The sequence below is a fragment of the Actinomadura rugatobispora genome, assembly GCF_042656285.1.
GTDB classification, from domain to species: Bacteria; Actinomycetota; Actinomycetes; order Streptosporangiales; family Streptosporangiaceae; genus Spirillospora; species Spirillospora rugatobispora.
In genome coordinates this window covers 1-22430 of sequence record NZ_JBHSON010000105.1, presented here as the reverse complement: position 1 = coordinate 22430, position 22430 = coordinate 1, and the positions used below count along the sequence as shown (strand labels likewise).

The 22430-nt window shown below is 71.5% G+C and carries 23 protein-coding genes; 13 read left to right on the top strand and 10 right to left on the bottom strand.

Annotated features, from left to right (window positions below; translation table 11 throughout):
• Position 1: 1 nt before the first annotated feature.
• The 7 genes from ACFPZN_RS46825 to ACFPZN_RS46795 all read right to left on the bottom strand — a co-directional run bounded on the left by ACFPZN_RS46825 (position 2) and on the right by ACFPZN_RS46795 (position 8296).
• Positions 2–1054: a CaiB/BaiF CoA transferase family protein gene (locus ACFPZN_RS46825; RefSeq protein ID WP_378289925.1), complete on the bottom strand. Its 1053-nt coding sequence runs from the start codon at positions 1052–1054 to the stop codon at positions 2–4.
• Positions 1051–2007, bottom strand: coding sequence for an LLM class F420-dependent oxidoreductase (locus ACFPZN_RS46820; protein WP_378289922.1), 957 nt, complete (start codon positions 2005–2007; stop codon positions 1051–1053). Before ACFPZN_RS46820 ends, ACFPZN_RS46825 begins: the two co-directional genes overlap by 4 nt.
• 85 nt (positions 2008–2092) lie before the next feature.
• The gene (locus ACFPZN_RS46815; RefSeq protein ID WP_378289920.1) at positions 2093–2512 is read right to left on the bottom strand and encodes a cobalamin-dependent protein; all 420 of its coding nucleotides are present in this window, start codon (positions 2510–2512) and stop codon (positions 2093–2095) included.
• Positions 2512–4092 carry a methylmalonyl-CoA mutase family protein gene (locus ACFPZN_RS46810; RefSeq protein WP_378289918.1) on the bottom strand — a complete coding sequence of 527 codons (1581 nt, stop codon included), beginning with the start codon at positions 4090–4092 and terminating at the stop codon, positions 2512–2514. Before ACFPZN_RS46810 ends, ACFPZN_RS46815 begins: the two co-directional genes overlap by 1 nt.
• Positions 4089–5537: a FadD3 family acyl-CoA ligase gene (locus ACFPZN_RS46805; protein ID WP_378289916.1), complete on the bottom strand. Its 1449-nt coding sequence runs from the start codon at positions 5535–5537 to the stop codon at positions 4089–4091. The genes ACFPZN_RS46810 and ACFPZN_RS46805 overlap by 4 nt, the downstream gene beginning before the upstream one ends.
• Entirely contained in the window at positions 5534–6712 is a 1179-nt protein-coding gene (locus ACFPZN_RS46800; protein ID WP_378289914.1) for an amidohydrolase family protein, read from the bottom strand. The genes ACFPZN_RS46805 and ACFPZN_RS46800 overlap by 4 nt, the downstream gene beginning before the upstream one ends.
• A 36-nt stretch (positions 6713–6748) precedes the next feature.
• Complete coding sequence (locus ACFPZN_RS46795) at positions 6749–8296, bottom strand: AMP-binding protein (protein WP_378289913.1); 1548 nt, start codon at positions 8294–8296, stop codon at positions 6749–6751.
• A gap of 62 nt (positions 8297–8358) precedes the next feature.
• On the opposite strand from ACFPZN_RS46795, the gene ACFPZN_RS46790 reads away from it, so the two are divergent.
• From ACFPZN_RS46790 to ACFPZN_RS46780, 3 genes are read left to right on the top strand one after another with little or no spacing between them, the layout of a single operon-like run.
• On the top strand, positions 8359–9345 hold the full coding sequence (locus tag ACFPZN_RS46790; RefSeq protein ID WP_378289911.1) for a 2Fe-2S iron-sulfur cluster-binding protein: 987 nt from the start codon (positions 8359–8361) through the stop codon (positions 9343–9345).
• Between the two features lie 48 nt (positions 9346–9393).
• Entirely contained in the window at positions 9394–10113 is a 720-nt protein-coding gene (locus ACFPZN_RS46785) for an enoyl-CoA hydratase/isomerase family protein (RefSeq protein WP_378289909.1), read from the top strand.
• Positions 10103–10855 (top strand): alpha/beta hydrolase fold domain-containing protein, encoded by a 753-nt coding sequence (locus ACFPZN_RS46780; RefSeq protein WP_378289907.1) that lies wholly within the window; start codon positions 10103–10105, stop codon positions 10853–10855. Before ACFPZN_RS46785 ends, ACFPZN_RS46780 begins: the two co-directional genes overlap by 11 nt.
• Here the strand turns inward: ACFPZN_RS46780 and ACFPZN_RS46775 are convergent.
• Positions 10809–11375, bottom strand: coding sequence for a TetR/AcrR family transcriptional regulator (locus ACFPZN_RS46775; RefSeq protein ID WP_378289905.1), 567 nt, complete (start codon positions 11373–11375; stop codon positions 10809–10811). The two genes, ACFPZN_RS46780 and ACFPZN_RS46775, sit on opposite strands and share 47 nt — an antisense overlap.
• A gap of 97 nt (positions 11376–11472) precedes the next feature.
• Here ACFPZN_RS46775 and ACFPZN_RS46770 point away from each other — a divergent pair, with 97 nt between their 5' ends.
• Positions 11473–12165 carry an SDR family oxidoreductase gene (locus ACFPZN_RS46770; protein WP_378289903.1) on the top strand — a complete coding sequence of 231 codons (693 nt, stop codon included), beginning with the start codon at positions 11473–11475 and terminating at the stop codon, positions 12163–12165.
• Between the two features lie 94 nt (positions 12166–12259).
• Here ACFPZN_RS46770 and ACFPZN_RS46765 read toward each other — a convergent pair whose 3' ends face one another.
• Positions 12260–13714 (bottom strand): aldehyde dehydrogenase family protein, encoded by a 1455-nt coding sequence (locus ACFPZN_RS46765; protein ID WP_378289901.1) that lies wholly within the window; start codon positions 13712–13714, stop codon positions 12260–12262.
• 250 nt (positions 13715–13964) lie between these two features.
• On the opposite strand from ACFPZN_RS46765, the gene ACFPZN_RS46760 reads away from it, so the two are divergent.
• The 9 genes from ACFPZN_RS46760 to ACFPZN_RS46720 are packed head-to-tail and all read left to right on the top strand — an operon-like array spanning position 13965 to position 21098.
• Entirely contained in the window at positions 13965–14771 is an 807-nt protein-coding gene (locus ACFPZN_RS46760) for a TauD/TfdA dioxygenase family protein (RefSeq protein ID WP_378289899.1), read from the top strand.
• Positions 14768–15475, top strand: a complete 708-nt coding sequence (locus tag ACFPZN_RS46755; RefSeq protein ID WP_378289897.1) for an SDR family NAD(P)-dependent oxidoreductase — start codon at positions 14768–14770, stop codon at positions 15473–15475. The genes ACFPZN_RS46760 and ACFPZN_RS46755 overlap by 4 nt, the downstream gene beginning before the upstream one ends.
• Positions 15472–15993 carry a carboxymuconolactone decarboxylase family protein gene (locus ACFPZN_RS46750; protein WP_378289895.1) on the top strand — a complete coding sequence of 174 codons (522 nt, stop codon included), beginning with the start codon at positions 15472–15474 and terminating at the stop codon, positions 15991–15993. Before ACFPZN_RS46755 ends, ACFPZN_RS46750 begins: the two co-directional genes overlap by 4 nt.
• A 37-nt stretch (positions 15994–16030) precedes the next feature.
• On the top strand, positions 16031–17302 hold the full coding sequence (locus ACFPZN_RS46745; protein WP_378289892.1) for an aromatic ring-hydroxylating oxygenase subunit alpha: 1272 nt from the start codon (positions 16031–16033) through the stop codon (positions 17300–17302).
• The gene (locus ACFPZN_RS46740; RefSeq protein WP_378289890.1) at positions 17289–17609 is read left to right on the top strand and encodes a hypothetical protein; all 321 of its coding nucleotides are present in this window, start codon (positions 17289–17291) and stop codon (positions 17607–17609) included. The genes ACFPZN_RS46745 and ACFPZN_RS46740 overlap by 14 nt, the downstream gene beginning before the upstream one ends.
• Entirely contained in the window at positions 17609–18847 is a 1239-nt protein-coding gene (locus ACFPZN_RS46735) for a metal-dependent hydrolase family protein (protein ID WP_378289887.1), read from the top strand. Before ACFPZN_RS46740 ends, ACFPZN_RS46735 begins: the two co-directional genes overlap by 1 nt.
• Entirely contained in the window at positions 18834–19244 is a 411-nt protein-coding gene (locus tag ACFPZN_RS46730; protein WP_378289885.1) for a nuclear transport factor 2 family protein, read from the top strand. Before ACFPZN_RS46735 ends, ACFPZN_RS46730 begins: the two co-directional genes overlap by 14 nt.
• Complete coding sequence (locus tag ACFPZN_RS46725) at positions 19231–20319, top strand: acyl-CoA dehydrogenase family protein (protein ID WP_378289883.1); 1089 nt, start codon at positions 19231–19233, stop codon at positions 20317–20319. Before ACFPZN_RS46730 ends, ACFPZN_RS46725 begins: the two co-directional genes overlap by 14 nt.
• Complete coding sequence (locus ACFPZN_RS46720; protein WP_378289881.1) at positions 20316–21098, top strand: acyl-CoA dehydrogenase family protein; 783 nt, start codon at positions 20316–20318, stop codon at positions 21096–21098. The genes ACFPZN_RS46725 and ACFPZN_RS46720 overlap by 4 nt, the downstream gene beginning before the upstream one ends.
• An 84-nt stretch (positions 21099–21182) precedes the next feature.
• On the opposite strand, the gene ACFPZN_RS46715 is transcribed toward ACFPZN_RS46720, so the two are convergent.
• Positions 21183–22331 carry an acyl-CoA dehydrogenase family protein gene (locus ACFPZN_RS46715; protein WP_378289878.1) on the bottom strand — a complete coding sequence of 383 codons (1149 nt, stop codon included), beginning with the start codon at positions 22329–22331 and terminating at the stop codon, positions 21183–21185.
• Positions 22332–22430: the final 99 nt, after the last annotated feature.

The window sequence follows — 22430 nt, the reverse complement described above, 5'->3', positions numbered from 1 at the left end:
GCTACGCCCGATAGGGGACCCCGCCGTGCTCGCCCAGGCGGGGCGGCGGCCGGTAGTCCGGCTCGTAGCCCGCGACCCGCACCGGGCTCCCGACCAGCCGGAAGCCGCCGGCCGTCACGATCATCTCCGGGGTCGCGTCCAGCGCCTGCGGGAGCGTCCGCACGGCCGCCGCGGGGACGCCCAGCGGCCGCAGCCGCGCCTCCCAGCCCGCCGCCGTGTCGGCCGCCAGGGCCCGCGTCACGACCTCCAGGACCTCCTCGCGCCGGAGCGTGCGCTCGGCCATCGTCGGGAAGCCGGTCACCCCCGCCTCGGCGCAGAAGGACTTCCAGAACGCGTCATGGGTGATGAACAGCGCCAGATGCCCCTCGGCCGTCGGGAACAGCTGGGCCGGGACGTAGTACGAATGCGCCCCGTTGGGCAGCCGCCGCGGCTCCACCCCCTCGTTGAGGTACGCCGAGGCCCGGTAGTTGAGCTGCGAGAGCATCACGTCCCGCAGCGACACCTCGACCTGGCCGCCCTTGCCCGACAGGAGCTGGGCCAGCAGCCCCAGCGCGGCGGTCAGCCCGGCGGAGTTGTCGGCGGAGGAGTACCCCGGCAGCGTCGGCGGCCCCTCCGGATCGCCGGTGAGCGCCGCGACGCCGGTGGCCGCCTGCACCACGTAGTCGAAGGCGGGCTCGTCGCCCGCCGCCAGGCCGTAGCCGGTGATCGCGACGCAGACGATCCGCTCGTTGTACCGGCGCAGGTCGTCGTAGGTGAGACCGAGCCGCTGGATCGCCGACGGCTTCAGGTTGACCAGCAGCGCGTGCGCGTCCGTCACCAGCTCGCCGAGCCGCTCGCGGCCCGCCTCGGAGGTCAGGTCGAGCCGGATGCTGCGCTTGCTGCGGTTCAGGCTGGCGAAGTAGGCGTCGCTCACCTGCCGCGACAGGTCGCCGCCCGGCGGCTCGATCTTGGTGACCTCCGCGCCGAGGTCGGCGAGCATCATGGTGGCGTACGGGCCCGCCAGGATGTGGCCGACCTCCAGGATCCGGATCCCGGCCAGCGGCCCGGCGTTCACCGGAAGTCCGCGGCGAGGCCCGACAGCACCTCGCGCGTCCGGTGCTTGGAGGCGACCAGCTCCTCCCGGCCCTCCCCGATCGGCAGCAGCCGCACCGACAGGTCGGTGACCCCGGCGTCGGCGAACCGGCGGAACCGGGCCGCGATGGCCTTCTCGTCCCCGGCCGCGCACAGGTCGCCGACGTCCTTGGCGTCGCCGTAGTCCAGCAGCCGCTGGTAGTTGGGCGAGATCTCCGCCTCGCCGAGGATCCGGTTGGCGCGCTCGCGGGCCGCGTCCACCTCCGACGGCCGGCACAGGCAGACCGGGATCCCCGCGATGATCCGCGGCGCCTTCCGCCCCGCCTCCTCGGCCGCCTTGGTGATCCGCGGCACCACGTGGTCGGCGACCGCGCGCTCGTCGGCCATCCACAGCACGGTCCCGTCGGCCCGCTCCCCCGCCAGCTTCAGCATCACCGGGCCGAGCGCGGCCACCAGCACCGGCAGCGGCGCCACCGGGCCCAGTTCGAGCGGGTTGTGCACGGTGAACGTGTCGTTCTCCACGTCGACCGGGCCCGGGCCCTTGAACGCGGCGTCCAGCACGTCCAGGTAGTCGCGGGTGAACTTGGCCGGCTTCTCGTAGGGCAGCCCGAGCATGTCCTGCACGATCCAGTGGTGCGAGGGCCCGACGCCCAGCGCCAGCCGCCCGTCGGCGGCCGCGTGCGTCGACAGCGCCTGCCGGGCCAGCGCGATGGGATGCTGCGCCTGCAGCGGGACGACCGCCGTCCCCAGTTCGATCCGCTCGGTCCGGGCGCCCATCAGCGCCACCGCCACCAGAGCGTCGAAGTCCGTCGGCACCTGCGGGATCCACGCCGAGTCCAGCCCGGCGCCCTCCGCCCACAGCACGTCCTTGATCATCCGCCCGACCTTGCGCGCGGAGTCACCCCGCTCCGGCCCGATCATCACGCCAACCCGCACGGCCCCTCCAAGTCCTTCGTCTCCGTGGTCTGCTCGCGAACGTGGCCGGGCGGTCGCCCGGCCGGATCGCCCTCCGCGCGCGGCGTCAGGGCGGGGCGGGAGAGGCGGTCAGCGCACCGACCTCCGTCACGATGACGTCCAGGGCGGTGCCCGTCGGGAAGACCGCGGCGGCGCCCGCCGCCTCCAGCGCCGGCACGTCGGCCGCGGGGATGGTGCCGCCGACCACCACCGCGATGTCGCCGGCCCCGGCCGCCCGCAGCGCCTCCACGGTGCGCGTGGTCAGCGCCACGTGCGCGCCGGACAGGATGCTGAGGCCGACGACGGCGACGTCCTCCTGGAGCGCGATCGCCACGATGTCGTCGACCCGCTGGCGGATGCCGGTGAAGACGACCTCGAAGCCGGCGTCGCGCAGCGCCCGCGCGACGATCTTGGCGCCGCGGTCATGGCCGTCCAGGCCGGGCTTGGCGACCAGGACCCGCCCCGGGCTCTCGGAAACGCCGGCCATCAGAACACCACCGGCTGCTGGAACTCGCCCCAGACCGCCTTCAGCGCGGCGACCATCTCGCCGACCGTGCAGTAGGCGTTGGCGCAGTCGATCAGGGGACCCATCAGGTTCTCCTCACCCTCCGCGGCGCGGGCGAGGTCGGCGAGACGGGCGCGAACGGCCGCGGAATCGCGTTCGGCCTTGACCTTGGCGAGCCGTTTGAGCTGCCGTTCCCGGCCCTCGGCGTCGAGCTCGAAGGTCGCGATGTCGGGGGCCGGCTCGTCGGCGGCGAACCGGTTGACGCCGACGATCGGCTTGGTCCCGTCCTCCATCTCCCGGTGCAGGCGGTAGGCCTCGTCGGCGATGAGGCCCTGCAGGTAGCCGTCCTCGATCGCGCGGACCATCCCGCCGTGCCGTTCGAGGTCGTCCATGATCTCAACGATCCTGGCCTCGGTGGCGTCGGTGAGCGCCTCGACGAAGTAGGAGCCGCCCAGCGGGTCGACCACGTTCGCGACGCCGGTCTCGTAGGCGAGGATCTGCTGCGTGCGCAGCGCCAGCGTCGCCGACTCCTCGCTGGGCAGCGCGAACGGCTCGTCCCAGGCCGCGGTGAACATCGACTGCACCCCGCCCAGCACCGAGGCCATCGCCTCGTAGGCCACGCGCACCACGTTGTTGCGGGCCTGCGGCGCGTACAGGGACGCCCCGCCCGCCACGCAGCCGAACCGGAACATCGACGCCTTGTCGGAGGTCGCGCCGTACCGCTCCCGGACGATCGTCGCCCAGCGCCGCCGCCCGGCCCGGTACTTGGCGATCTCCTCGAAGAAGTCGCCGTGCGTGTAGAAGAAGAACGAGACCTGCGGCGCGAACTTCTCGATCGACATCCGGCCGCGCGCCATCACGGTGTCGCAGTAGGTGACGCCGTCGGCGAGCGTGAACGCCATCTCCTGCACCGCGTTGGCGCCCGCGTCGCGGAAGTGCGCCCCCGCCACCGAGATCGCGTTGAACCGCGGGACCTCCTCGGCGCAGAACTCGATGGTGTCGGCGATCAGCCGCAGGGACGGCTCGGGCGGCCAGATCCAGGTGCCGCGCGAGGCGTACTCCTTGAGGATGTCGTTCTGGATCGTCCCGGTGAGCTTGGCGCGCGGGACGCCCTTGCGCTCGGCGGCGGCCACGTAGAACGCCAGCAGGATCGCCGCCGTCCCGTTGATGGTGAAGCTGGTGCTGATCTGGTCCAGCGGGATGCCGTCGAAGAGGATCTCCGCGTCGGCGAGGGTGTCGACCGCGACGCCGACGCGGCCGACCTCCTCGCCGACTTCGGGGTCGTCGGAGTCGTACCCGCACTGCGTGGGCAGGTCGAGTGCCACCGACAGACCGGTCCCGCCCTGCTCCAGCAGGTAGCGGTAGCGGCGGTTGGACTCCTCCGCCGTGCCGAACCCGGAGTACTGGCGGAACGTCCACAGTTTCTTGCGGTAACCCGCGGCGAAGTTGCCGCGGGTGAAGGGGTACTCGCCCGGAGCCGGGGGGTCGGCCCCCTGGTCCGCCGGTCCGTAGACCGCCTCCAGGGGGATGCCGGACGAGGTCTGGACTGGGTCGTCGCTCATGCGGGTTCGTCCTTCATGAGTTCGAGCTTCTCGACCTTGCCGGTCGCGTTGAGCGGCAGTTCCTCCAGGAACTTCACCGACCTGGGCACCTTGAAGCCGGCCATCTTCTTCCGGCTCCAGGCGATGAGCTCCTCCTCGGTGAGTTCGCCCCGCCGGACCACGAACGCCTTGCCGACCTGGCCGAGGCGCTCGTCCGGCACCGGGACCACGGCCGCCTGGGCGACGGCCGGATGCTCCATGAGGAAGCCCTCGATCTCGGCCGGGTAGGCGTTGAAGCCGCCGACGATGAACATGTCCTTCTTGCGCCCGACGATGCGCAGGTAGCCGCGCTCGTCCTGGGTGCCGAGGTCGCCGGTGTGCAGCCAGCCGTCGGCGTCGATCGTCTCCGCGGTGGCCTCGGGGTCGTCGAAGTAGCCCTTCATGACCGTGTAGCCGCGGACGAGGACCTCGCCGTCGGAGGCGATCGTGGCCTCCACGCCGTCGCAGGGCCGGCCCACCGTGGTGGCGATGTCCTCGAACGAGTCACCGGGACGGGACGCGGTGCAGGTGCCCGCCTCGGTCAGCCCGTAGCCGGTCATGATCGTCTGGAACGGCAGCTCGGTCACGATCCGGCGGATCAGGTCCACCGGGATGTCGGCCGCGCCGGTCACGGCCGCGCGCAGCGAGGACAGGTCGTGCTTGCCCTCCGCGTGCGCCGCCAGCAGCGAGTGGTACAGCGTGGGCGGCCCCGGCAGCATCGTGATCTTCTCGGTCTCGATCAGCTCGAGCACCCGCGGGACGTCGAAGACGGGCACCGGGTGCACCGTGGCGCCGCGGATCATGGAGGCGATGCAGCCGGCCTTGTACCCGAAGATGTGGAAGAACGGGTTGACGATCATGTATCGGTCGCCCCGCCGCAGGTCGGCCAGGTCGCACCACTCGGAGTACAGCCGGAGCGTCTGGGTGTGCGTCATCATGACGCCCTTGGGCCGCCCGGTCGTCCCCGAGGTGAACATGATGTCGCAGACGTCGTCGCCGCGGCTCTCGCGCTCGAACGGCGAGCCGCTGGACAGGAAGTCCGACCGGATGTCGATGGTCGGCACCTCGGGCGGTCCGTCGTAGTCCTCGCCGAGGAAGCCGCGCTGCGCCAGGACCAGCTTGGCCCCGCTGCGGCGGATGATGTCGTGGGACTCGTCGGCCTTGAACCGGGTGTTCACCGGGACCATCACGCCGCCGGCGGTCAGCAGGCCGAACGCCGCGATGATCCACTCCGCCGAGTTGGGCGCCCAGATCGCCGCCCGGTCGCCCTTGCCGATCCCGGCCTCCGCGAACGCGCCCGCGGCGACGCGGACCCGCTCGGTGAGCTCGGTGAAGGTGAGCCGGAGCGGCCCGTCGACGACCGCCTCGGCCGAGCCGAAGCGGTCGCCGGCGCTGAGCACCATCTGGGGGATGCTCTCCCAGGTCATACCGACATCATCCGGGCCAGGTTGCCACCCATGATCTTGGCCTTGTGGTCCTCGCTGAGGTCGGTGAGCTCCTTGATGTAGCTCGCCGGGTCGGCCAGGCCCTCGGGGTGGGGGTAGTCGGAGCCGAACAGCACCCGCTCGACGCCGAGGATGCCGGACAGCTCGGCCATGTCCTCTTCCCAGAACGGGCTGATGTGGATGTTGCGGCGGACCGCCTCGATCGGGTTCTCGCCGAACTCGTGCGGCATCTTCTTGTAGACGTCGGCGAGGTCGCTGAGCAGCGGCTTGAGCCAGGACGCGCCGTTCTCGATGACCGCGATCTTCAGGTCGGGGAAGCGGGTCAGGGCGCCGTGGCAGACCAGCGAGGCCACCGAGTCCTGGATCGGCCGCCACTCGTTCAGCTGCCGGAACGCGTTCGGCTTGAAGGGCAGCATCTCGTTGCGGTGGCCCTCCCAGTCGCTGGCGTACCGGGCGTAGCCGCTGTCGGAGGAGTGCAGGCCGACCACGACGCCGGTCTCCACGACGCGCTTCCAGAACGGGTCGAACTCCGGCAGCGCGAACGACCGCGGGCCGCGGAACCCCGGCACCGGCGCGGGGCGGACCAGGATGGCCTTGGCGCCGCGCTCCACGCACCAGTTGAGCTCGTCGATCGCCTTGTCCACGATCGGGAGCGTGATGACCGGCGTGGTGAAGATGCGGTCCCGGTAGTTGAACGACCACACCTCGAACAGCCACTCGTTGAGCGCGTGGATGACGGCGTGGATGAGCTCGGGGTCGTCCCGCATGCGCTCTTCGATGAGGCTGGCCAGCGTCGGGAACATCAGCGTGCGCTGGATGCCCTGCTCGTCCATCAGCTCCAGCCGGGGCTCCGGCTCGCGGAAGGCGGGGATCGACTTCATCGGCTCGCCGAAGATCTCGCGGCGGGTCTTCCCCTCGGGGTTGCCCACGCGGAAGTACTCCTCCATCGCCCCCGGACGGGCGACCACCTCGAAGGTGGGGTTGGGGATGTACTCGCTGATCTGGCCCCGGATCGCGATCTTCGTCCGGCCGCGCACCTGCACGTACTCGATCGCGCCGCTGTACTCCTTCGTGAGGTACCGGGTCAGCGCCTCCGGCGGCTCGTACAGGTGGTTGTCCGCGTCGAAGAGCGGATACGGCAGTTCACGTGAGGGCATCGAGATCCTCCCTTGCTTGATTTGAGAAGCCTATTCTCAAGTCTGTCGCGCTGCAATATCGGCCCGGAGAACGTACTTCTGAACCTTGCCGCTGGGGGTCCGCGGGAAGTCCTCCACGGCGTGCAGCTCCTCCGGCCACTTCTGCCGGGCCAGCCCGACCCGCTCCAGGTGGTCCCGCATCTGGTCGAGCGTGGGCGCCGTCGCGCCCGGCCGGGGCCGGACGAACGCCGCGGCGTGCTCGCCGAGCCGCACGTCGGGGGCGGCCACCACCACGGCCTCGGCGACGCCGGGCAGGGCCAGCAGCGCCTCCTCGACCTCCAGCGCGCTGATGTTCTCGCCGCCGCGGATGATGACGTCGGACTTGCGGTCGGTGATGGTGAGGTAGCCGTCCTCGTCGACCACGCCGATGTCACCCGTGCGGTACCAGCCGTCCTCGTCGAAGACCCTGGCGGTCAGCTCCGGATCGGTGTAGCCGAGGCACAGGTCGGGGCCGCGGCTGAGGATCTCGCCGTCCTCGGCGAGGCGGAACTCCACGCCGGTCATCGCGTCGCCGTCGGTGTAGAGCCGCTTGGCCTCGGGGGCGGTGTGCCGCGAGCCGGTGATCGACGGGTGCTCGGTGCTGCCGTACGAGCGGAACACCGTGATGCCGAGCTCGGTCAGCCTGGTGGTCACCGCCACCGGCACCGCCGCGCCGCCGAGGCCCGCGTACTTCATGTGCGCCAGGTGCTCCGGCCTGAAGTCGGGGTGGTCGAGCAGGCTGGTCATGAAGTACGCGGCGCCGCCGCCCACCGTGAGGCCGTCGCTCTCCATCAGCGCCAGCGCCTGGCCCGGGTCCCACACGTCGGCGAGGTTGATCGCCGCGCCGTCCAGGACGGGGATCAGGAAGGCGTTCAGCATGCCGATGAAGTGGCCGACGGGAGCGGCGGTGAGCTGCTTGCCGCGGTCGGGCGGGTAGAGCCCGGCGAGCTGGCGCGTCTCGAATCCCAGCGTGCGGTGGCTGTGCACCACGCCCTTGGGGTCGCGGGTGGTGCCCGAGGTGAACGCGATCAGGGCCGGGTCCGCGGGGTCGGCCGCGAGCGTCCCCTCGAAGGGCTCGCCGGCGAGCAGGTCGTCGAAGTCGCGGCCCACCACGCCGACCACGGGCACGTTCGCCGACAGTTCCGGCCGGTACTCCATGCGCCCGAAGCCCTCGGCGGTGACGAAGACCTTCGGCCGGACGCTCTCCAGGATGTAGCCGACCTCCTTACGCCCGTAGAAGTGGACGATCGGCACCACCACCGCACCCAGGAACGCCGACGCCCAGAAGACGGCCGCGGTCTCCACCCAGTTCGGCAACTGGAAGGCCACCACGTCGCCGGGGCCGACGCCCCGCTCGCGCAGCCCGGCGGCGAGCCTGCGGGCCATCCCGTCGACGTCGCGGAAGGTGCCCGACCAGGGCCGCACGGCAGAATGGACGCGGAACTCGGCGTCCGGAGCGGCCGCCAGCCCGCGGGCCAGCAGATCCCCGAGCGTGTCCCCGGTCCACCAGCCCTCCGCCTCGTAACGCTTGACCAGCTCTTCGGGGACGGTCCGCAGCCGAGCCATGTGAGCACTCCTTCCGCCGGCGATAATTGCACTCTCGCATGAAGAGAAGCTAGATTCCACCTATGGCGCGAGACCATGGCTTCCATCCGGTCCGGATCAAGCGGATCGTCCAGGAGACGGCGGACGCGCGCACGTACGTGCTCGACGCCCCGTTCCCCTACCGGGCAGGCCAGTTCCTGACCTTCAAGGCCTGCGGCACGCTGCGCAGCTACTCGATGTCGAGTTCGCCGGATACCGACGACGAGCTCATGACGACGGTGAAGCGCGTGCCCGGCGGCCTGGTCTCGAACTGGATGCACGACAACCTGGCGGAGGGCGACGAGCTGTCGGCCACCCTCCCGGCCGGGGTGTTCTGCCTGCGCGAGACCGAGGCCCCGCTGGTGGCCTTCTGCGGCGGCAGCGGGGTCACCCCGATCCTGTCGCTGGTCAAGAGCGCGCTGGCGACGACCGGCAGGCGGGTGCGGGTGCTGTCGGCCAACCGGGACGCCGGCTCCGTCATCTTCCGGGCGGCGCTGGACGAGCTGGCCGAGCGCCACCCGGACCGGTTCGAGATACGCCAACACCTGGACGACGCGGGCGGGTTCGTCACCGCCGGGCAGGTCCGCGAGTTCACCGGCGGCGACAGGGACGCCGACTTCTACCTGTGCGGGCCCGAGCCGTTCATGGACCTCGCCGAGGGCGCCCTGCTCGAGCACGGCGTCGACGCGGAGCAGATCTTCGCCGAGCGCTTCGAGCACTCCTCCGACTCCGCCGACCCGTCGGCCGCAGAGGAGAAGGAGGGCACGGTCACCATCGTGCTGGACGGCAAGCGCCGCACCGTCCCCCAGCACACGGGCGAGACGCTCCTGGAGAGCGCCCGCCGGGCCGGCCTCACCCCGCCCTTCTCCTGCGAGGCGGGCAACTGCGCCACGTGCATCGCCCAGATCACCCAGGGCGAGGCCAAGATGCGCGTCAACAACGCCCTGGACGACGACGAGGTCACCGAGGGCTGGGTCCTCACCTGCCAGGGCGAGCCGGTGACCCCCGAGGTCACGGTCGTCTACGAATGAGCCGCCGCACTCCCACCTCACCACTCCCACCTCACCACGGAGAGCCGCATGGTAGATCTTGAGCTGGAGCAGGGGCTGGCGGTCATCACCATCAACCGCCCCGAGGCCCGCAACGCCATCGCCCCGGCCACCATGGACGAGCTGGACAAGGCCCTCGACGCCGCGGCCGGCGCCCTGGCCCTGGTCATCACGGGCGCGGGCGACCGGGCGTTCGTCTCCGGCGGCGACCTGAAGCAGCTGGCCCTCATCCGGACCGAGGACGAGGCGCTGGCCATGGCGCTGCGGATGCGCGGCATCTGCGACCGCATCGCCGCCTTCCCCGGCCCGGTCGTCGCCGCGCTGAACGGGCACGCGCTGGGCGGCGGCGCCGAGGTCGCGGTGGCCGCCGACATCCGGATCGCCGCCGCCGACATCAAGATCGGCTTCAACCAGTCGACGCTGGCGATCATGCCCGCGTGGGGCGGCGCGGAACGGCTGGCCGCCCTGGTCGGCAGGGGCCGGGCGATCATGCTGGCGGGCGCCGGTACCCTGCTGGACGCCGCCGAGGCGCAGCGCGTCGGCCTGGTCGACCAGGTCCTGCCCCGGGACTCCTTCGAGGAGGGCTGGCGGGCCCTGGCCCGGTCGCTGGCCACCGTGCCGGCGGGCGAGATCAAGCGGGTGGCCTCCGGGTCGGTGCCCGCGCAGGAGGCGGCGCGCGCGTTCGCGCGCCTGTGGGTGGCCGACGAGCACTGGGAGGCCGCGGAGAGGGTGATGAACCGTGCCAGATGAGCGAGACGGGGTGCCGGGCGATGTGCTGGTCGAGGAGGGGCCGCTGGGCCTGATCGTGCGCCCGCGCGGCGCCGCCGCCGGTCCGGTCGTCCTGTACGTGCACGGCGACCGGCATCTCACCGGCGACCCCGAGGCGGCGCTCGACACCGCCGGGCGGCTCGCCCGGCGAACGGGCACGACGGTCGTGTGCGCACGCTACCGCGCCGCCTTCCCCACCGCCCTCGACGACGTCCAGGCCGCCTACACCGGCTGCGGCTCCACGGAGCCGGTGGCGGTGGCGGGCGAGGGCATCGGCGCGGGGCTGGTGGCGGCGCTGCTGGTCCGGCTGCGCGACTCCGGGGCGCCCATGCCCCGCCGCGCCGCGCTGGTCTCGGCGCTGCTCGACCTGAGCCTGCAGGCGGCCAGCCTCCAACTCAACGCGGCCGCCGATCCGGGCTTCGACCTCGCCGAACTGCGGCGGCGCGTGGCGGCCTACGCCGAGGGCACGGCGCTGACCGACCCGCTGCTGAGCCCGCTCTTCGCCAACCTGCACGGGCTGCCGCCCGTCCAGCTCCTGGTGGCGGGCACCGACCCCCTGCTGGACGACTCGCTGGCGTTCGCCGCCCGCGGGGCGCGCTCCGGCGTCACCGTGGACCTCCAGGTGCGGCCCGACGCGGCCGCGCTGCGCGCCGCGGCCGTGCCGGCCCTGGCCGCCTTCATCGGGGAGCGGTCCCCAGCAGCACCGACAGCACGTCCCGCATGATCTCGGGGTGGCCGGCCCGCTCCCGGTCGAGCAGCCACTGCTGCTGCATGCCGTCGATCATCGCCACCAGCGCGGTCGCGACGGCCTCGGGGCTCAGCCCGCTCGGCAGGCGGTCCCCGTACTGGGCGGCCAGCCGCCGGACGGTGCGCGCCCGCACCCGCTCGTAGTAGTCGCGGAAGTACTCCTGGGCCGGGTGCCCCTCGGTCACGCTCTCGGCGACCAGCACGCTGTAGACCTGCGCCAGGCCGGCGTTGGCCCGGTCGTAGGCGACGACCTCGGCCAGCTGGACCGGCCACTCGCCGACCGGGCGGTCGGCGGTCAGGGCCTCGCGGCTCGCCTCGTCCCGCAGCTCCAGAACCGCGGCCAGCAGCTTCTTCTTGCTCGGGAAGTAGTGCAGCACGCCCTGCCTGGTCAGTCCCACCCGCTCCGCGATCGCGTCGAGCGAGGTCCCCCGGTAGCCGCGTTCGGCGAACATCTCCAGGGCCGCGTCGAGGATCTCCTGGCGGCGGCTCGTCCCCATCCCACGTCCTTCCACGGCTACCTACCTACATGTAGGTAGGTGATGTTACCGTGCTCACACCAACGAGATCGATGGAGTGGCGGGAAGGACGGATGCCATGACCGAGGTGGCGATGGTCACGGGCGCCGCCGGCGAGATCGGTGAGGCCGTCGCGCGGCGGCTCGCCTCGGCGGGGGTCCGCTGCGTGCTGGTGGACCGCGATCCGGCGGTCCACGGGATCGCCGCCGGCATCGGCGGGGTCGCCGTGGCCGGCGACCTCAGCGACCCCGATCTGGCCACCCGGGCGGTCGCCCACGCCGGCGGGCGGCTCGACCTGCTCGTCCTGAACGCCGAGTCCGGCTGCGCGGACACCGACCCGGCCATGCTGGACCTGCGCGGCTACAAGTCGGTGGTGGCGGCGAACCAGCACGGCGTCGTGTACGCCCTGCGGGCCGCGCTCCCCCTGATGCGCCGCAGGCGCCGCGGCTCGATCGTGGTCACCGCCTCCGTCGCCGGGCTGGTCGGCCTGGAGACCGACCCGTTCCACACGATGACCACGCACGCGGTGATCGGCCTGGTCCGGGCGTCGGCGGGGCCGCTGGCCCGGGAGGGCATCCGGCTCAGCGCGGTCTGCGCCGACCCGTACTGCATCATGCCGGGCGGCCACGTCCACGACGGGACGGACGGGAGCGCCGGCGGGGAGATCGCCGAGGCCGTCGTGAACGCGCTGCGCACCGCCGAGCCGGGCTCGGAACTGGTGCTGCGCCCCGGCAGGCCGCTCGTCCCCTACGCGCCGGCCCCGCTCCCCTGAACGGCGGCGCGGGCCCGCCTTCCGCGGGCCCGCGCCTCGTCACGCTCCTCGTCCCCGCCCGCCGGCGCGTGCGCTCCGGCGGGCGGGCGCGCCCTCACACGACCGGGGCGGCGAAGGTCTTGATCTGCAGGAACTCCTCCAGGCCCTGGACGCCCATCTCGCGTCCGATGCCCGACTGCTTGTAGCCGCCGAACGGGGCGTTGGCGCCGAAGTAGTTGCCGCCGTTGATGCTGAAGGTGCCGCTGCGGATCCTGCGGGCCAGCGCGATGGCCCGCTCCTGGTCGCGGGAGAACACCGTGCCCGACAGGCCGTAGATCGTGCTGTTGGCGATGCGCACGGCGTCGTCGTCGTCCTCGTAGGGGATGACGGCCAGCACCGGGCCGAACACCTCGTCCTGCGCGATCTCGCTGTCGGGGTCGACGTTGCTCAGCAGGGTCGGCGCGTAGTGGAAGCCCGGCTCGGCCTTCTCGCCGCCGGTGACCAGCGTGGCGCCCGCCTCGACGGCCCGCTTGACCATGCCGTCCACCTTGTCGCGCTGCTTCTCGCTGATGAGCGGGCCCATGTAGGTCTTGGGGTGGGTCGGGTCGCCGTACCGGACCTTGCCCATCGCGGCCGCGACCTTCGCGGCGATCTCGTCGTGGCGGGCGCGGGGCACCAGCAGCCGGGAGGTGAGCGCGCAGCCCTGCCCGGCGTGCACGCAGATGCCGAACGCGGCGAACATCGCGGTGGCGTCGACGTCGGCGTCGTCGAGCAGGATCATCGCGGACTTGCCGCCCAGCTCCAGGAAGACCCGCTTGATCGTGCGGCTGGCCGCCGCCATGATCCGCCGGCCGGTCTCGGTGGAGCCGGTGAAGCTCACGATGTCCACGTCGGGGTGGGTGGTGAGCAGCTCGCCGACCTCGGTGCCGGAGGAGGACAGCACGTTCACCACGCCCGGCGGGATGTCGGTGTGCTCGGCGATCAGCTCGCCCAGCGCCAGCGTGGTCAGCGGGGTGTCGGGCGCGCCCTTGAGCACGACCGTGCACCCGGCGGCGAGCGCGGGGGCCAGCTTGGCCAGCGCGAGCTGGTTGGGGTAGTTGTACGGCAGGATGGCGCTGACGACGCCCCCGGCCTCCTTCTCGATCCAGCGCAGGTGGCGCTGCCCCATGCTCTCGACCTCGCCGATCTCCTCGCGCATCGGGAAGGTCCGCAGCAGGTCGGCGTAGAAGCGGACGATCTCCAGCGGGTCGTCCAGCTGGGCGCCGTGGGTGAGCTGGCGGGTCGCGCCGACCTCGCTGATCGTCAGCTCCCGCAGCTCCTCCTTGTGCTCGACCAGCGCGTCGTACAGCCGGTCCAGGGAGCGGATCCGGGCCTGCACGTCGGTGGCCCAGTCCGTGGTGTCGAAGGCGCGGCGGGCGGCCTCGATGGCGGCCTCGGCCTGCGCCCTGGTGGCCTCCGGCGCCTCGCCGACCAGCTCCCCGGTCGCGGGGTTGCGGGAGGGGAAGGTCTGTTCGCCCTCGACCAGCTTTCCATCAATGAGCAGGCGCTTCACGGCGGCACCACTTTCCATCGTCGGCGTCTCCACCACCGGGCACCCTGCCGTTTCGGCGGTCCCGCCGGCCTCGGGCGCTCGACGGCCAGTACCAGTGAAAACTACATTCTCAGCTGATGTGAATCAAGCATCCGAGAATGAGAACGGATTCACCGCCAGCACCGCCGGGTGACGGCCACCTCACTCCGCGCGCGGCGCGAGGCCGCCCGGGGGTTTCGTAGGGTCGAGCCCCGAGAGTAAGGTTCTCCCATTCGGAAGGGAGATTTCCATGACGGAGACGAGGGCTCTGTCCCCGAGTCTGGGGGTGGAGGTCACCGGCGTCGAGGACCTGCTCGACGACGCGCTGATCAGCCGGTGCCTCGAAGCGCTCAAGTGGCGCGGCGTCCTGCTCATCCGCGGCCTGCACCTGGACGACGAGGGCCAGCTCGCATTCAGCCGCAAGATCGGCGAAGTCGTCTCGCTGCGCGGCAAGGAGATCTTCACGGTCTCGCTGGACCCGTCCAAGAACCCGACGGCCGAGTACCTCAAGGGCACCTTCCACTGGCACCTCGACGGCACCAGCGACGAGGTGCCGATCAAGGCCACCACGCTGACCGCCCGGCACGTGGCCATGGTCGGCGGCGGGACCGAGTTCGCCAGCACCTACGCGGCCTACGAGAACCTGCCCGAGGGCGACCGCAAGCGCTACGACGGCCTGCGCGTGGTGCACAGCTTCGAGGCGTCCCAGCGGCTGGCCAACCCCGACGCGACCGAGGAGCAGATCAGGAGTTGGCGGACGCTCGGCTCCCGCGAGATGTCGCTGGTGTGGGAGCGCGGCGACGGCCGCCGCTCCCTGGTCAGCGGCACGACCGCCGACCACATCGTCGGCATGGACCCCGCCGAGAGCCGGGCGCTCCTGGACGAGCTCCTCGAATGGTGCACCCAGCCGCGCTTCTGCTACACCCACGACTGGGAGGTCGGCGACCTCGTGATGTGGGACAACACCGGGATCCTGCACCGGGCGCTGCCCTACGACGCCGCCTCGGAACGGACCCTCCACCGCACCACCATCGTCGGCGAGGAGGCTTTCGCGTGAGCGTGAAGACCGCAGTGGTGACCGGCGGCGCCTCGGGCATCGGGCTGGCCATCGCCGAACGACTCCGCGCCGACGGCCACAACGTCGCCGCCCTCGACCTCAACCCTTCCGGCCCCTCCTCCCACAAGGCCGACGTGACGGACCGGGCCCAGGTGGACGAGGCGCTGGCCGCCGTCCGGGAGGAGTTCGGCCCGATCACGATCCTGGTCAACGCGGCCGGGCAGGAGGGCTACAAGCGCTTCGTCAACCTGACGTTCGAGAAGTGGCAGCGGGTGATCGACGTCAACCTCAACGGCGTCTTCCACTGCGTCCAGGCCGTGCTGCCCGACATGCTGGAGGCCGGCTGGGGCCGGATCGTCAACATCTCCTCCTCCAGCGCGCACTCGGGCCAGCAGTACATGGCGCACTACGTGTCGGCCAAGTCGGCTGTCAACGGGCTGACCAAGGCGCTGGCCCTGGAGCTGGGCCCCGAGGGCATCACCGTGAACGCGGTGCCGCCCGGCTTCATCGACACCCCGATGCTGCGCAGGTCCGAGGAGCGCGGGCTGCTCGGCGGGTCGATCGACGACCACATCCAGCGGACCCCCGTCCGGAGGGTCGGCAGGCCCGAGGACCTCGCGGCGACCTGCTCGTTCCTGATCTCCGAGGAGGCCGGGTACATCACCGGGCAGATCATCGGCGTGAACGGAGGACGCAACACGTGACCCGCCGCCTCCCGCCCGTCCCCTACGAGGACTGGGACCCCGGCGCCATGTCGGTCCAGGGCGGCAAGCTGCCCCGGTCCAACGTGCTGGGGCTGCTCGCCCACCACCCGGCGCTCGCCAAGCGGTTCCTGCACTTCAACGACCATCTGCTGATCGCGTGCAGCCTTCCGGACCGCGACAAGGAGCTGGCGATCCTGCGCGTCGCCTGGGTTCGGCGCTGCAAGTACGAGTGGGCCTCGCACGTCCGGCTGGGGCGCAAGGCGGGCGTGACCGAGGAGGACATCGCCGGCGTGCGCACCGGCGCGCCCACGCTCATCAACCGGGCGGCCGACGAGCTTCTCGGCGGGCGGCCGCTGTCGGACGGGATCTACGCCGAGCTGGCCGAGCGCTACGACGAGCGCCAGCTCCTGGACTTCGTCTTCACTGTCGGCACCTACGCGATGCTCGCCCTGGTGTTCGAGACCTTCGAGGTCGAGCTCGACCCGGGGATCACCGACGAGAACTTCGATAGCGTGTGATGAGAATGCTATTCTCATCCAAGAAAGGAGTGTGACCATGCCGCACTTCCCCAAGCCGTCCGTGGGCAGCTGGACCGAGCAGTACCCCGAGCTCGGCACGGCCCCCGTGAACTACGAGGACTCCATCGACCCGGCCCACTACGAGGCCGAGCGCGAGGCGATCTTCAAGAAGACCTGGCTGAACATCGGCCGGGTGGAGCAGGTGCCGCGCGTCGGCAACTACTTCACCAAGGAGCTGGCCGTCGCCGACACCTCCATCGTCGTCGTGCGCGGCAAGGACAAGGAGATCCGCGCCTTCCACAACCTGTGCCGCCACCGCGGCAACAAGCTGGTGTGGAACGACTACCCCGGTGAGGAGGTCAGCGGCACCTGCCGCCAGTTCACCTGCAAGTACCACGCCTGGCGGTACGACCTCGAGGGCTCCCTGACCTTCGTCCAGCAGGAGGGCGAGTTCTTCGACCTCGACAAGAGCGAGTTCGGCCTCAAGCAGGTCCGCTGCGAGATCTGGGAGGGGTTCGTCTTCATCAACCTCGACCAGGACGCCGAGCCGCTGAAGCACTACCTCGGCGACCTGGCCAAGGGGATCGAGGGCTACCCCTTCCACGAGATGACCGAGGTCTTCAGCTACCGGGCCGAGGTCGGCAGCAACTGGAAGCTGTTCATCGACGCGTTCGCCGAGTTCTACCACGCGCCCGTCCTGCACCAGAAGCAGGCCACCAAGGAGGAGGCCGACAAGCTCCTGGGCTACGGCTTCGAGGCGCTGCACTACGAGATCAAGAGCCCGCACTCGATGGTCTCCTCGTGGGGCGGCATGTCCCCGCCCAAGGACCCGCGGATGGTCAAGCCGATCGAGCGGGTGCTGAAGAGCGGCCTGTTCGGCCCGTGGGAGCGCCCCGACATCGAGGGCGTCGAGCTCGACCAGCTGCCGCCCGGGGTCAACCCGGCCGGGCACCGGTCCTGGGGCGTGGACTCCTTCCACTTCTTCCCCAACTTCATGCTGCTGGTCTGGGCCCCGGGCTGGTACCTCACCTACCACTACTGGCCGACCGCGGTCGACCGCCACATCTTCGAGGGGAAGCTGTACTTCGTCCCCGCCAAGACGGCGCAGGAGCGGCTCCAGCACGAGCTGGCGGCGGTGACGTTCAAGGAGTACGCCCTCCAGGACTCCAACACCCTGGAGGCCACCCAGACGATGCTCAAGAGCCGGAGCGTCCTGGACTTCCCGCTCAACGACCAGGAGATCCTGCTCCGCCACCTGCACAAGGTGGCCGGCGACTACGTGAAGGAGCACAACAATGCTGCCGGCTGATTTCGCGGCGCTCGAGTCGTACAAGGAGTGGATCCTCCCCGGTGAGCCCGAGCGGTACGCCAAGCGGCTCGCCAGCTCGATGGAGGAGATGCAGGCGTTCTACGACGCCGCCTTCCCGCTGCTCGAGCAGGCGAACAAGCACCTGGAGACCTTCCCCATCGACGACCTGCCCGAGCCCGAGCGCAACCTGCTGCTGCTCATGTGCTCCCTGGTGATGGTGTCCTTCCCTGTCGAGGTCTGGAAGCAGGCGCGGGTGCCCGACAGCGGCGCCGCCTACCTCGACGTGATCGCCGAGCCGCGGATCTGATGGCGCTCACCCTCCGGGCGGCACGCGTCCTGCACGTCGAGACGGGAGAGTTCGAGACGCCGGGCTGGATCACCGTGGACGGCGACCGCATCACGGCGGTCGGCGGCGGCACCGGTCCGGCGGGCGGCGGCGAGGCGGGCGAGGTCCTGGACCTCGGCGACGTCACGCTGCTGCCCGGCCTGATGGACATGGAGGTCAACCTCCTGATGGGCGGCCGGGGCGAGACCGCCGTGCTCTCCCCCGTCCAGGACGACCCGCCCCTGCGGATGCTGCGTGCGGTGGGCAACGCCCGACGCACGCTGCGCGCGGGCTTCACCACCGTCCGCAACCTCGGCCTGTTCTGCAAGACCGGCGGCTACCTGCTGGACGTCGCCCTCGGCAAGGCCATCGACGCCGGCTGGGTCGACGGCCCCCGCGTCGTCCCGGCCGGCCACGCGATCAGCCCCACCGGCGGGCATCTGGACCCCACGATGTTCGCCGCCTACGCGCCCGGGATCATGCCCCTCTCCGTGGAGGAGGGCATCGCCAACGGGGTGGAGGAGGTCCGCAAGGCCGTCCGCTACCAGATCAAGCACGGCGCCAAGCTCATCAAGATCTGCGCGTCGGGCGGGGTGATGTCGCACACCGGGATCCCCGGGGCGCAGCACTACTCCGACGAGGAGCTGCGCGCCATCGCCGACGAGGCGCACCGGCGCGGGCTCAAGGTGGCGGCGCACACCCACGGCGCCGACGCCGTCCGCTCGGTGGTCGAGGCGGGCATCGACTGCATCGAGCACGCCTTCCTCATCGACGACGCGACGCTCGACCTCATGGCCGAGCGCGGCACCTGGCTGGTGCCGACGACGGCGCTGACCGAGGGCATGGACCTGTCGCACGCGGCGCCCGAGCTGAAGGCCAAGGCCGCGGAGATCTTCCCGCGCGCCCAGACGGTCATCGCCCGGGCCGCCAAGGCCGGCGTGAAGATCGCGGCCGGCACCGACGCGCCCGCGATCCCGCACGGCCGCAACGCCAGCGAGCTGGTCGCCATGGTCGAGCGCGGGATGACGCCGCTGCACGTGCTGCAGTCGGCGACCGTGAACGCGGCCGAGCTGATCAGCGCCGACGACCGCGGCCGGATCGCCGAGGGCCTCCTCGCCGACCTGATCGCGGTGCCCGGCAACCCGCTCGACGACATCACGGTCACCACCGATGTCCGCTTCGTAATGAAAGGAGGGAAGGTCTTCCATGACAAACGTTGAGGACGTCATCGAGATCCAGCAGCTGCTGGCCAAGTACGCGGTCTCGATCACCAAGAACGACATCGACGCGCTGCTGGAGGTTTTCACCCCCGACGGCACCTACAGCGCCTTCGGCGAGGCCTACCGGCTGGACGAGTTCCCCGCGCTGGTCGAGTCGGCGCCCAAGGGCCTGTTCATGGTCTCCACGCCGCTCCTGGACATCCAGGGCGACGAGGGCACCGGGGTGCAGAACCTGTGCTTCGTCGACCACTCCACCCACGACATGCGCATCGGCTACTACAACGACACCTACCTCAGGACGGCGGACGGCTGGCGGCTGCGCACCCGCGCCATGACGTTCATCCGCCGCAACGGTGAGCACAACTCGGGACGCCCGCACTCCCATGCGCGTCGATGAGTTCCGGACGGGGCTGCGGGCCTGGCTCGACGAGCACGACCTGCGCCCCGTCCACGACGGGTCGCTCGACGGGGAGATGGCGCAGCTCTCCCGGGTGCGCCGGGCGATGTTCGACGCGGGCTGGATGCGCTGGGGCTGGCCCGAGGACGCCGGCGGCCTGGGCGGGCCCACGATCCTGCGCGCGGTGCTCGGCGAGGAGCTCATGGCGCGCAACCTCGCCGACCCCGGCCTCTACACGCTGATCGAGGTGCTGGCGCCCACGCTGATCCGGTACGGGTCCCCCGACCTGCTGGCGTTCGTCCCGACGCTGCTGGCGGGCGAGGAGACCTGGTGCCAGGGGTTCTCCGAGCCCGGCGCGGGCAGCGACCTGGCCTCGCTGACCACCCGGGCCGTCCGGGACGGCGACGAGTGGGTGATCGACGGGCAGAAGGTGTGGACGTCCCTGGCCCAGTACGCGGAGCGGTGCGTGCTGCTGGCCCGCACCGGCAAGCCCGGCCACCGGGGCATCTCCGCGTTCCTGATGGACATGGACACCCCCGGGATCACCGTGCGGCCCATCGAGACCATGCACGGCAGGGACGAGTTCGCCGAGGTGTTCCTCGACGGCGTCCGGGTGCCCGCCGCGCGCATGCTCGGCACCGAGGGGCAGGGCTGGGAGATCGCGATGAGCATCCTCCCCGACGAGCGCTCCTCGTGCTTCTGGCAGCGGATCACCTACCTCTACACCCGGCTGGACCGGCTGCTGGCGGAGGACCACACGGCGTCGGCGCGGCAGATCGGCGAGGCGTACCTGGACCTGCACGCGGCGCGGTCGCGGTCCGGGCTCACCCAGCGCCGCCGCGACCGGGGGGAGACGCTCGGCGCGGAGACCTCGATCGACAAGATCCTCCTGCAGACCGCCGAGCAGCGCCTGTACGACACCGCGCGGGAGGCCCTGCCCGGCGAGATCGAGTACGGCTCCTCGCCCTGGCGCGAGGAGTTCCTCTACTCGCGGGCCTCCACCATCTACGGCGGCACCGCCGAGATCCAGCGCAACATCATCGCCAAGCGCCTGCTCTCCCTGGGGGACGAATGATCGAGGCCGCCGATCTGGCCCTGCTCTCCTCGGGCCTGCGCTCCGCCATGGAGTCGCACTCCCCCGACGGCCTGGACGCCGCCCTCGTCGAGCTGGGCTGGCACGACCTGCTGGAGGCGTCGCCGGACGAGGCGGTGGCGCTGGTCTTCGGGCTGCTCGGCGAGACGGGCGCGCACGCGCCCGTCCTCAACGACGTGCTGCTGCACGCGATGAAGCGCCCGCCCGGCGGCGTCGTGGCGCTGGCGGAGAGCGGCCTGGCCTTCGGGCGCCCCTGGGCGCCCTCGGAGGGGCTCGACCCGGAGCTCGGGCTGTCCCGGGTGGAGTGGGAGCCGCTGCCGGCGGAGGCGCTGGCGGCGGGCCGCAGGGCGCTGGGCTTCCAGCTCGTCGGCGCGGGCCGCACGGCCCTGGAGCTGGCCCGCGAGCACGCGCTGGCGCGGGAGCAGTTCGGGCGGCCGGTGGCCTCGTTCCAGGCGGTGCGCCACCGCCTGGCCGAGACGCTGGTCGCCCTGGAGGCGGCGGAGGCCGCGCTCGCCCACGCGGACGATCCCATGACCGCCAAGCTCGGCAAGGCCCTGGCGGGCCGGGCCGGGCTGACGACCGTGCGGAACTGCCAGCAGGTGCTCGCCGGCATCGGCTTCACCGCGGAGCACCGCTTCCACCGGTTCGTCCGCCGGATCCTCGTCCTGGACGACCTGCTGGGCTCGGCGGCCGTCCTGGCCACGGAGATCGGGGGGTCGGTGCTGGAGGGCCGCCGGGCGCCCCGGCTCGTCGATCTCTGAGGGCCGTCCTCCCGGACGCCGAGGGGGGTGGGACGCCTGACGGCGTCCCACCCCCCTCGTCCTCGTTCAGCGTTCTCGTTCAGCTCATCTGGGCAGGCCGAGGATGCGCTCGGCGATGATGTTGCGCTGGATCTCGGAGGTGCCCCCGGCGATCGTGCCGGCGAAGCTGCGGGTGTACCGCTCGAACCAGCTGCTGGTGAAGGGCTCGAAGCTCATGTGGTTGAACGGCGCGGTCTGCTCGGGATGGACCAGGCCGTCGGCTCCGCGCTCCTCCAGCGCGTGCAGGTTGCCCGCCTGCACCGCCTCCGAGCCGAGCAGCTTGAGCACCGACAGCTCCGCCGGGTCCCGGTCACCGCCCAGTTGCCGATAGCCCAGCAGCCGCAGCGCCTGCAGATCCATCTCCAGCGTGGCGTACCACTCCTGGTCGCTGCGGGCGTCCCGGAGCAGGTTCTCGAGCTGCTCGGCGAAGCTGAGCCACAGCAGGGTGCGCTCGTGGCCGAGGGAGCCGTGCGCCACGTTCCAGCCCTTGTTCAGCGGGCCGATCAGATTCTTCCGGGGCACCCGGACGTCGGTGAAGAAGACCTCGTTGAAGTCCAGGTCCTCGGGGTCGGCGATGGACCCGAAGGGCCTGCGCACCACGCCCTCGGCGGCGGTGGGGATGAGCAGGACGCTGATGCCCTTGTGCTTGGGAGCCTCGGGATCGGTCCGCACGAACGTCAGCAGCACGTCGGCGTCATGGGCGCCCGACGTCCACACCTTCTGCCCGTTCACCACGAACTCGTCACCGTCCAGGACGGCACGCGTGCGCAGCCCGGCCAGGTCGGAACCGGCACCGGGCTCGCTCATGCCCAGGGCCGCGGTGATCTCGGCCCGAAGGATGGGGACGGCCCACTCGCGCTTCTGCTCCTCGGTCCCGAACGTCAGGATCGAGGCCGCGATGATGCCCAGGCCCTGCGGGTTGAAGCTGTGGTAGATCCGCCGCCTCGACAGTTCCTCGAGGTGGGCGAGTTGCTGCGGGAGGGTGGCGTTGCGGCCGCCGAACTCGGGCGGGTTGCCGGGAAGCAGCCAGCCCGCGTCGAACAGCTTGCGCTGCCACCGCCTCGCCCATTCCGGCACGTCGGCGCTGGAGCGGGCGCGGGGGATGGCCTCTTCCTCGCTCGGCAGGTTCGCGTCCAGGAAGGCGGAGAACTCGGCGCGGAACTTCTCGAGTTCGGGGTCGATTCCGAGTTTCACGCGACCAGCGCCTTCCTGTGCACCGACGCGGTACCCAGCAGCAGATCACACGCCTTCGCCCGCTTCAAATGCACCTGCACCTCGTTCTCCCACGTGAAC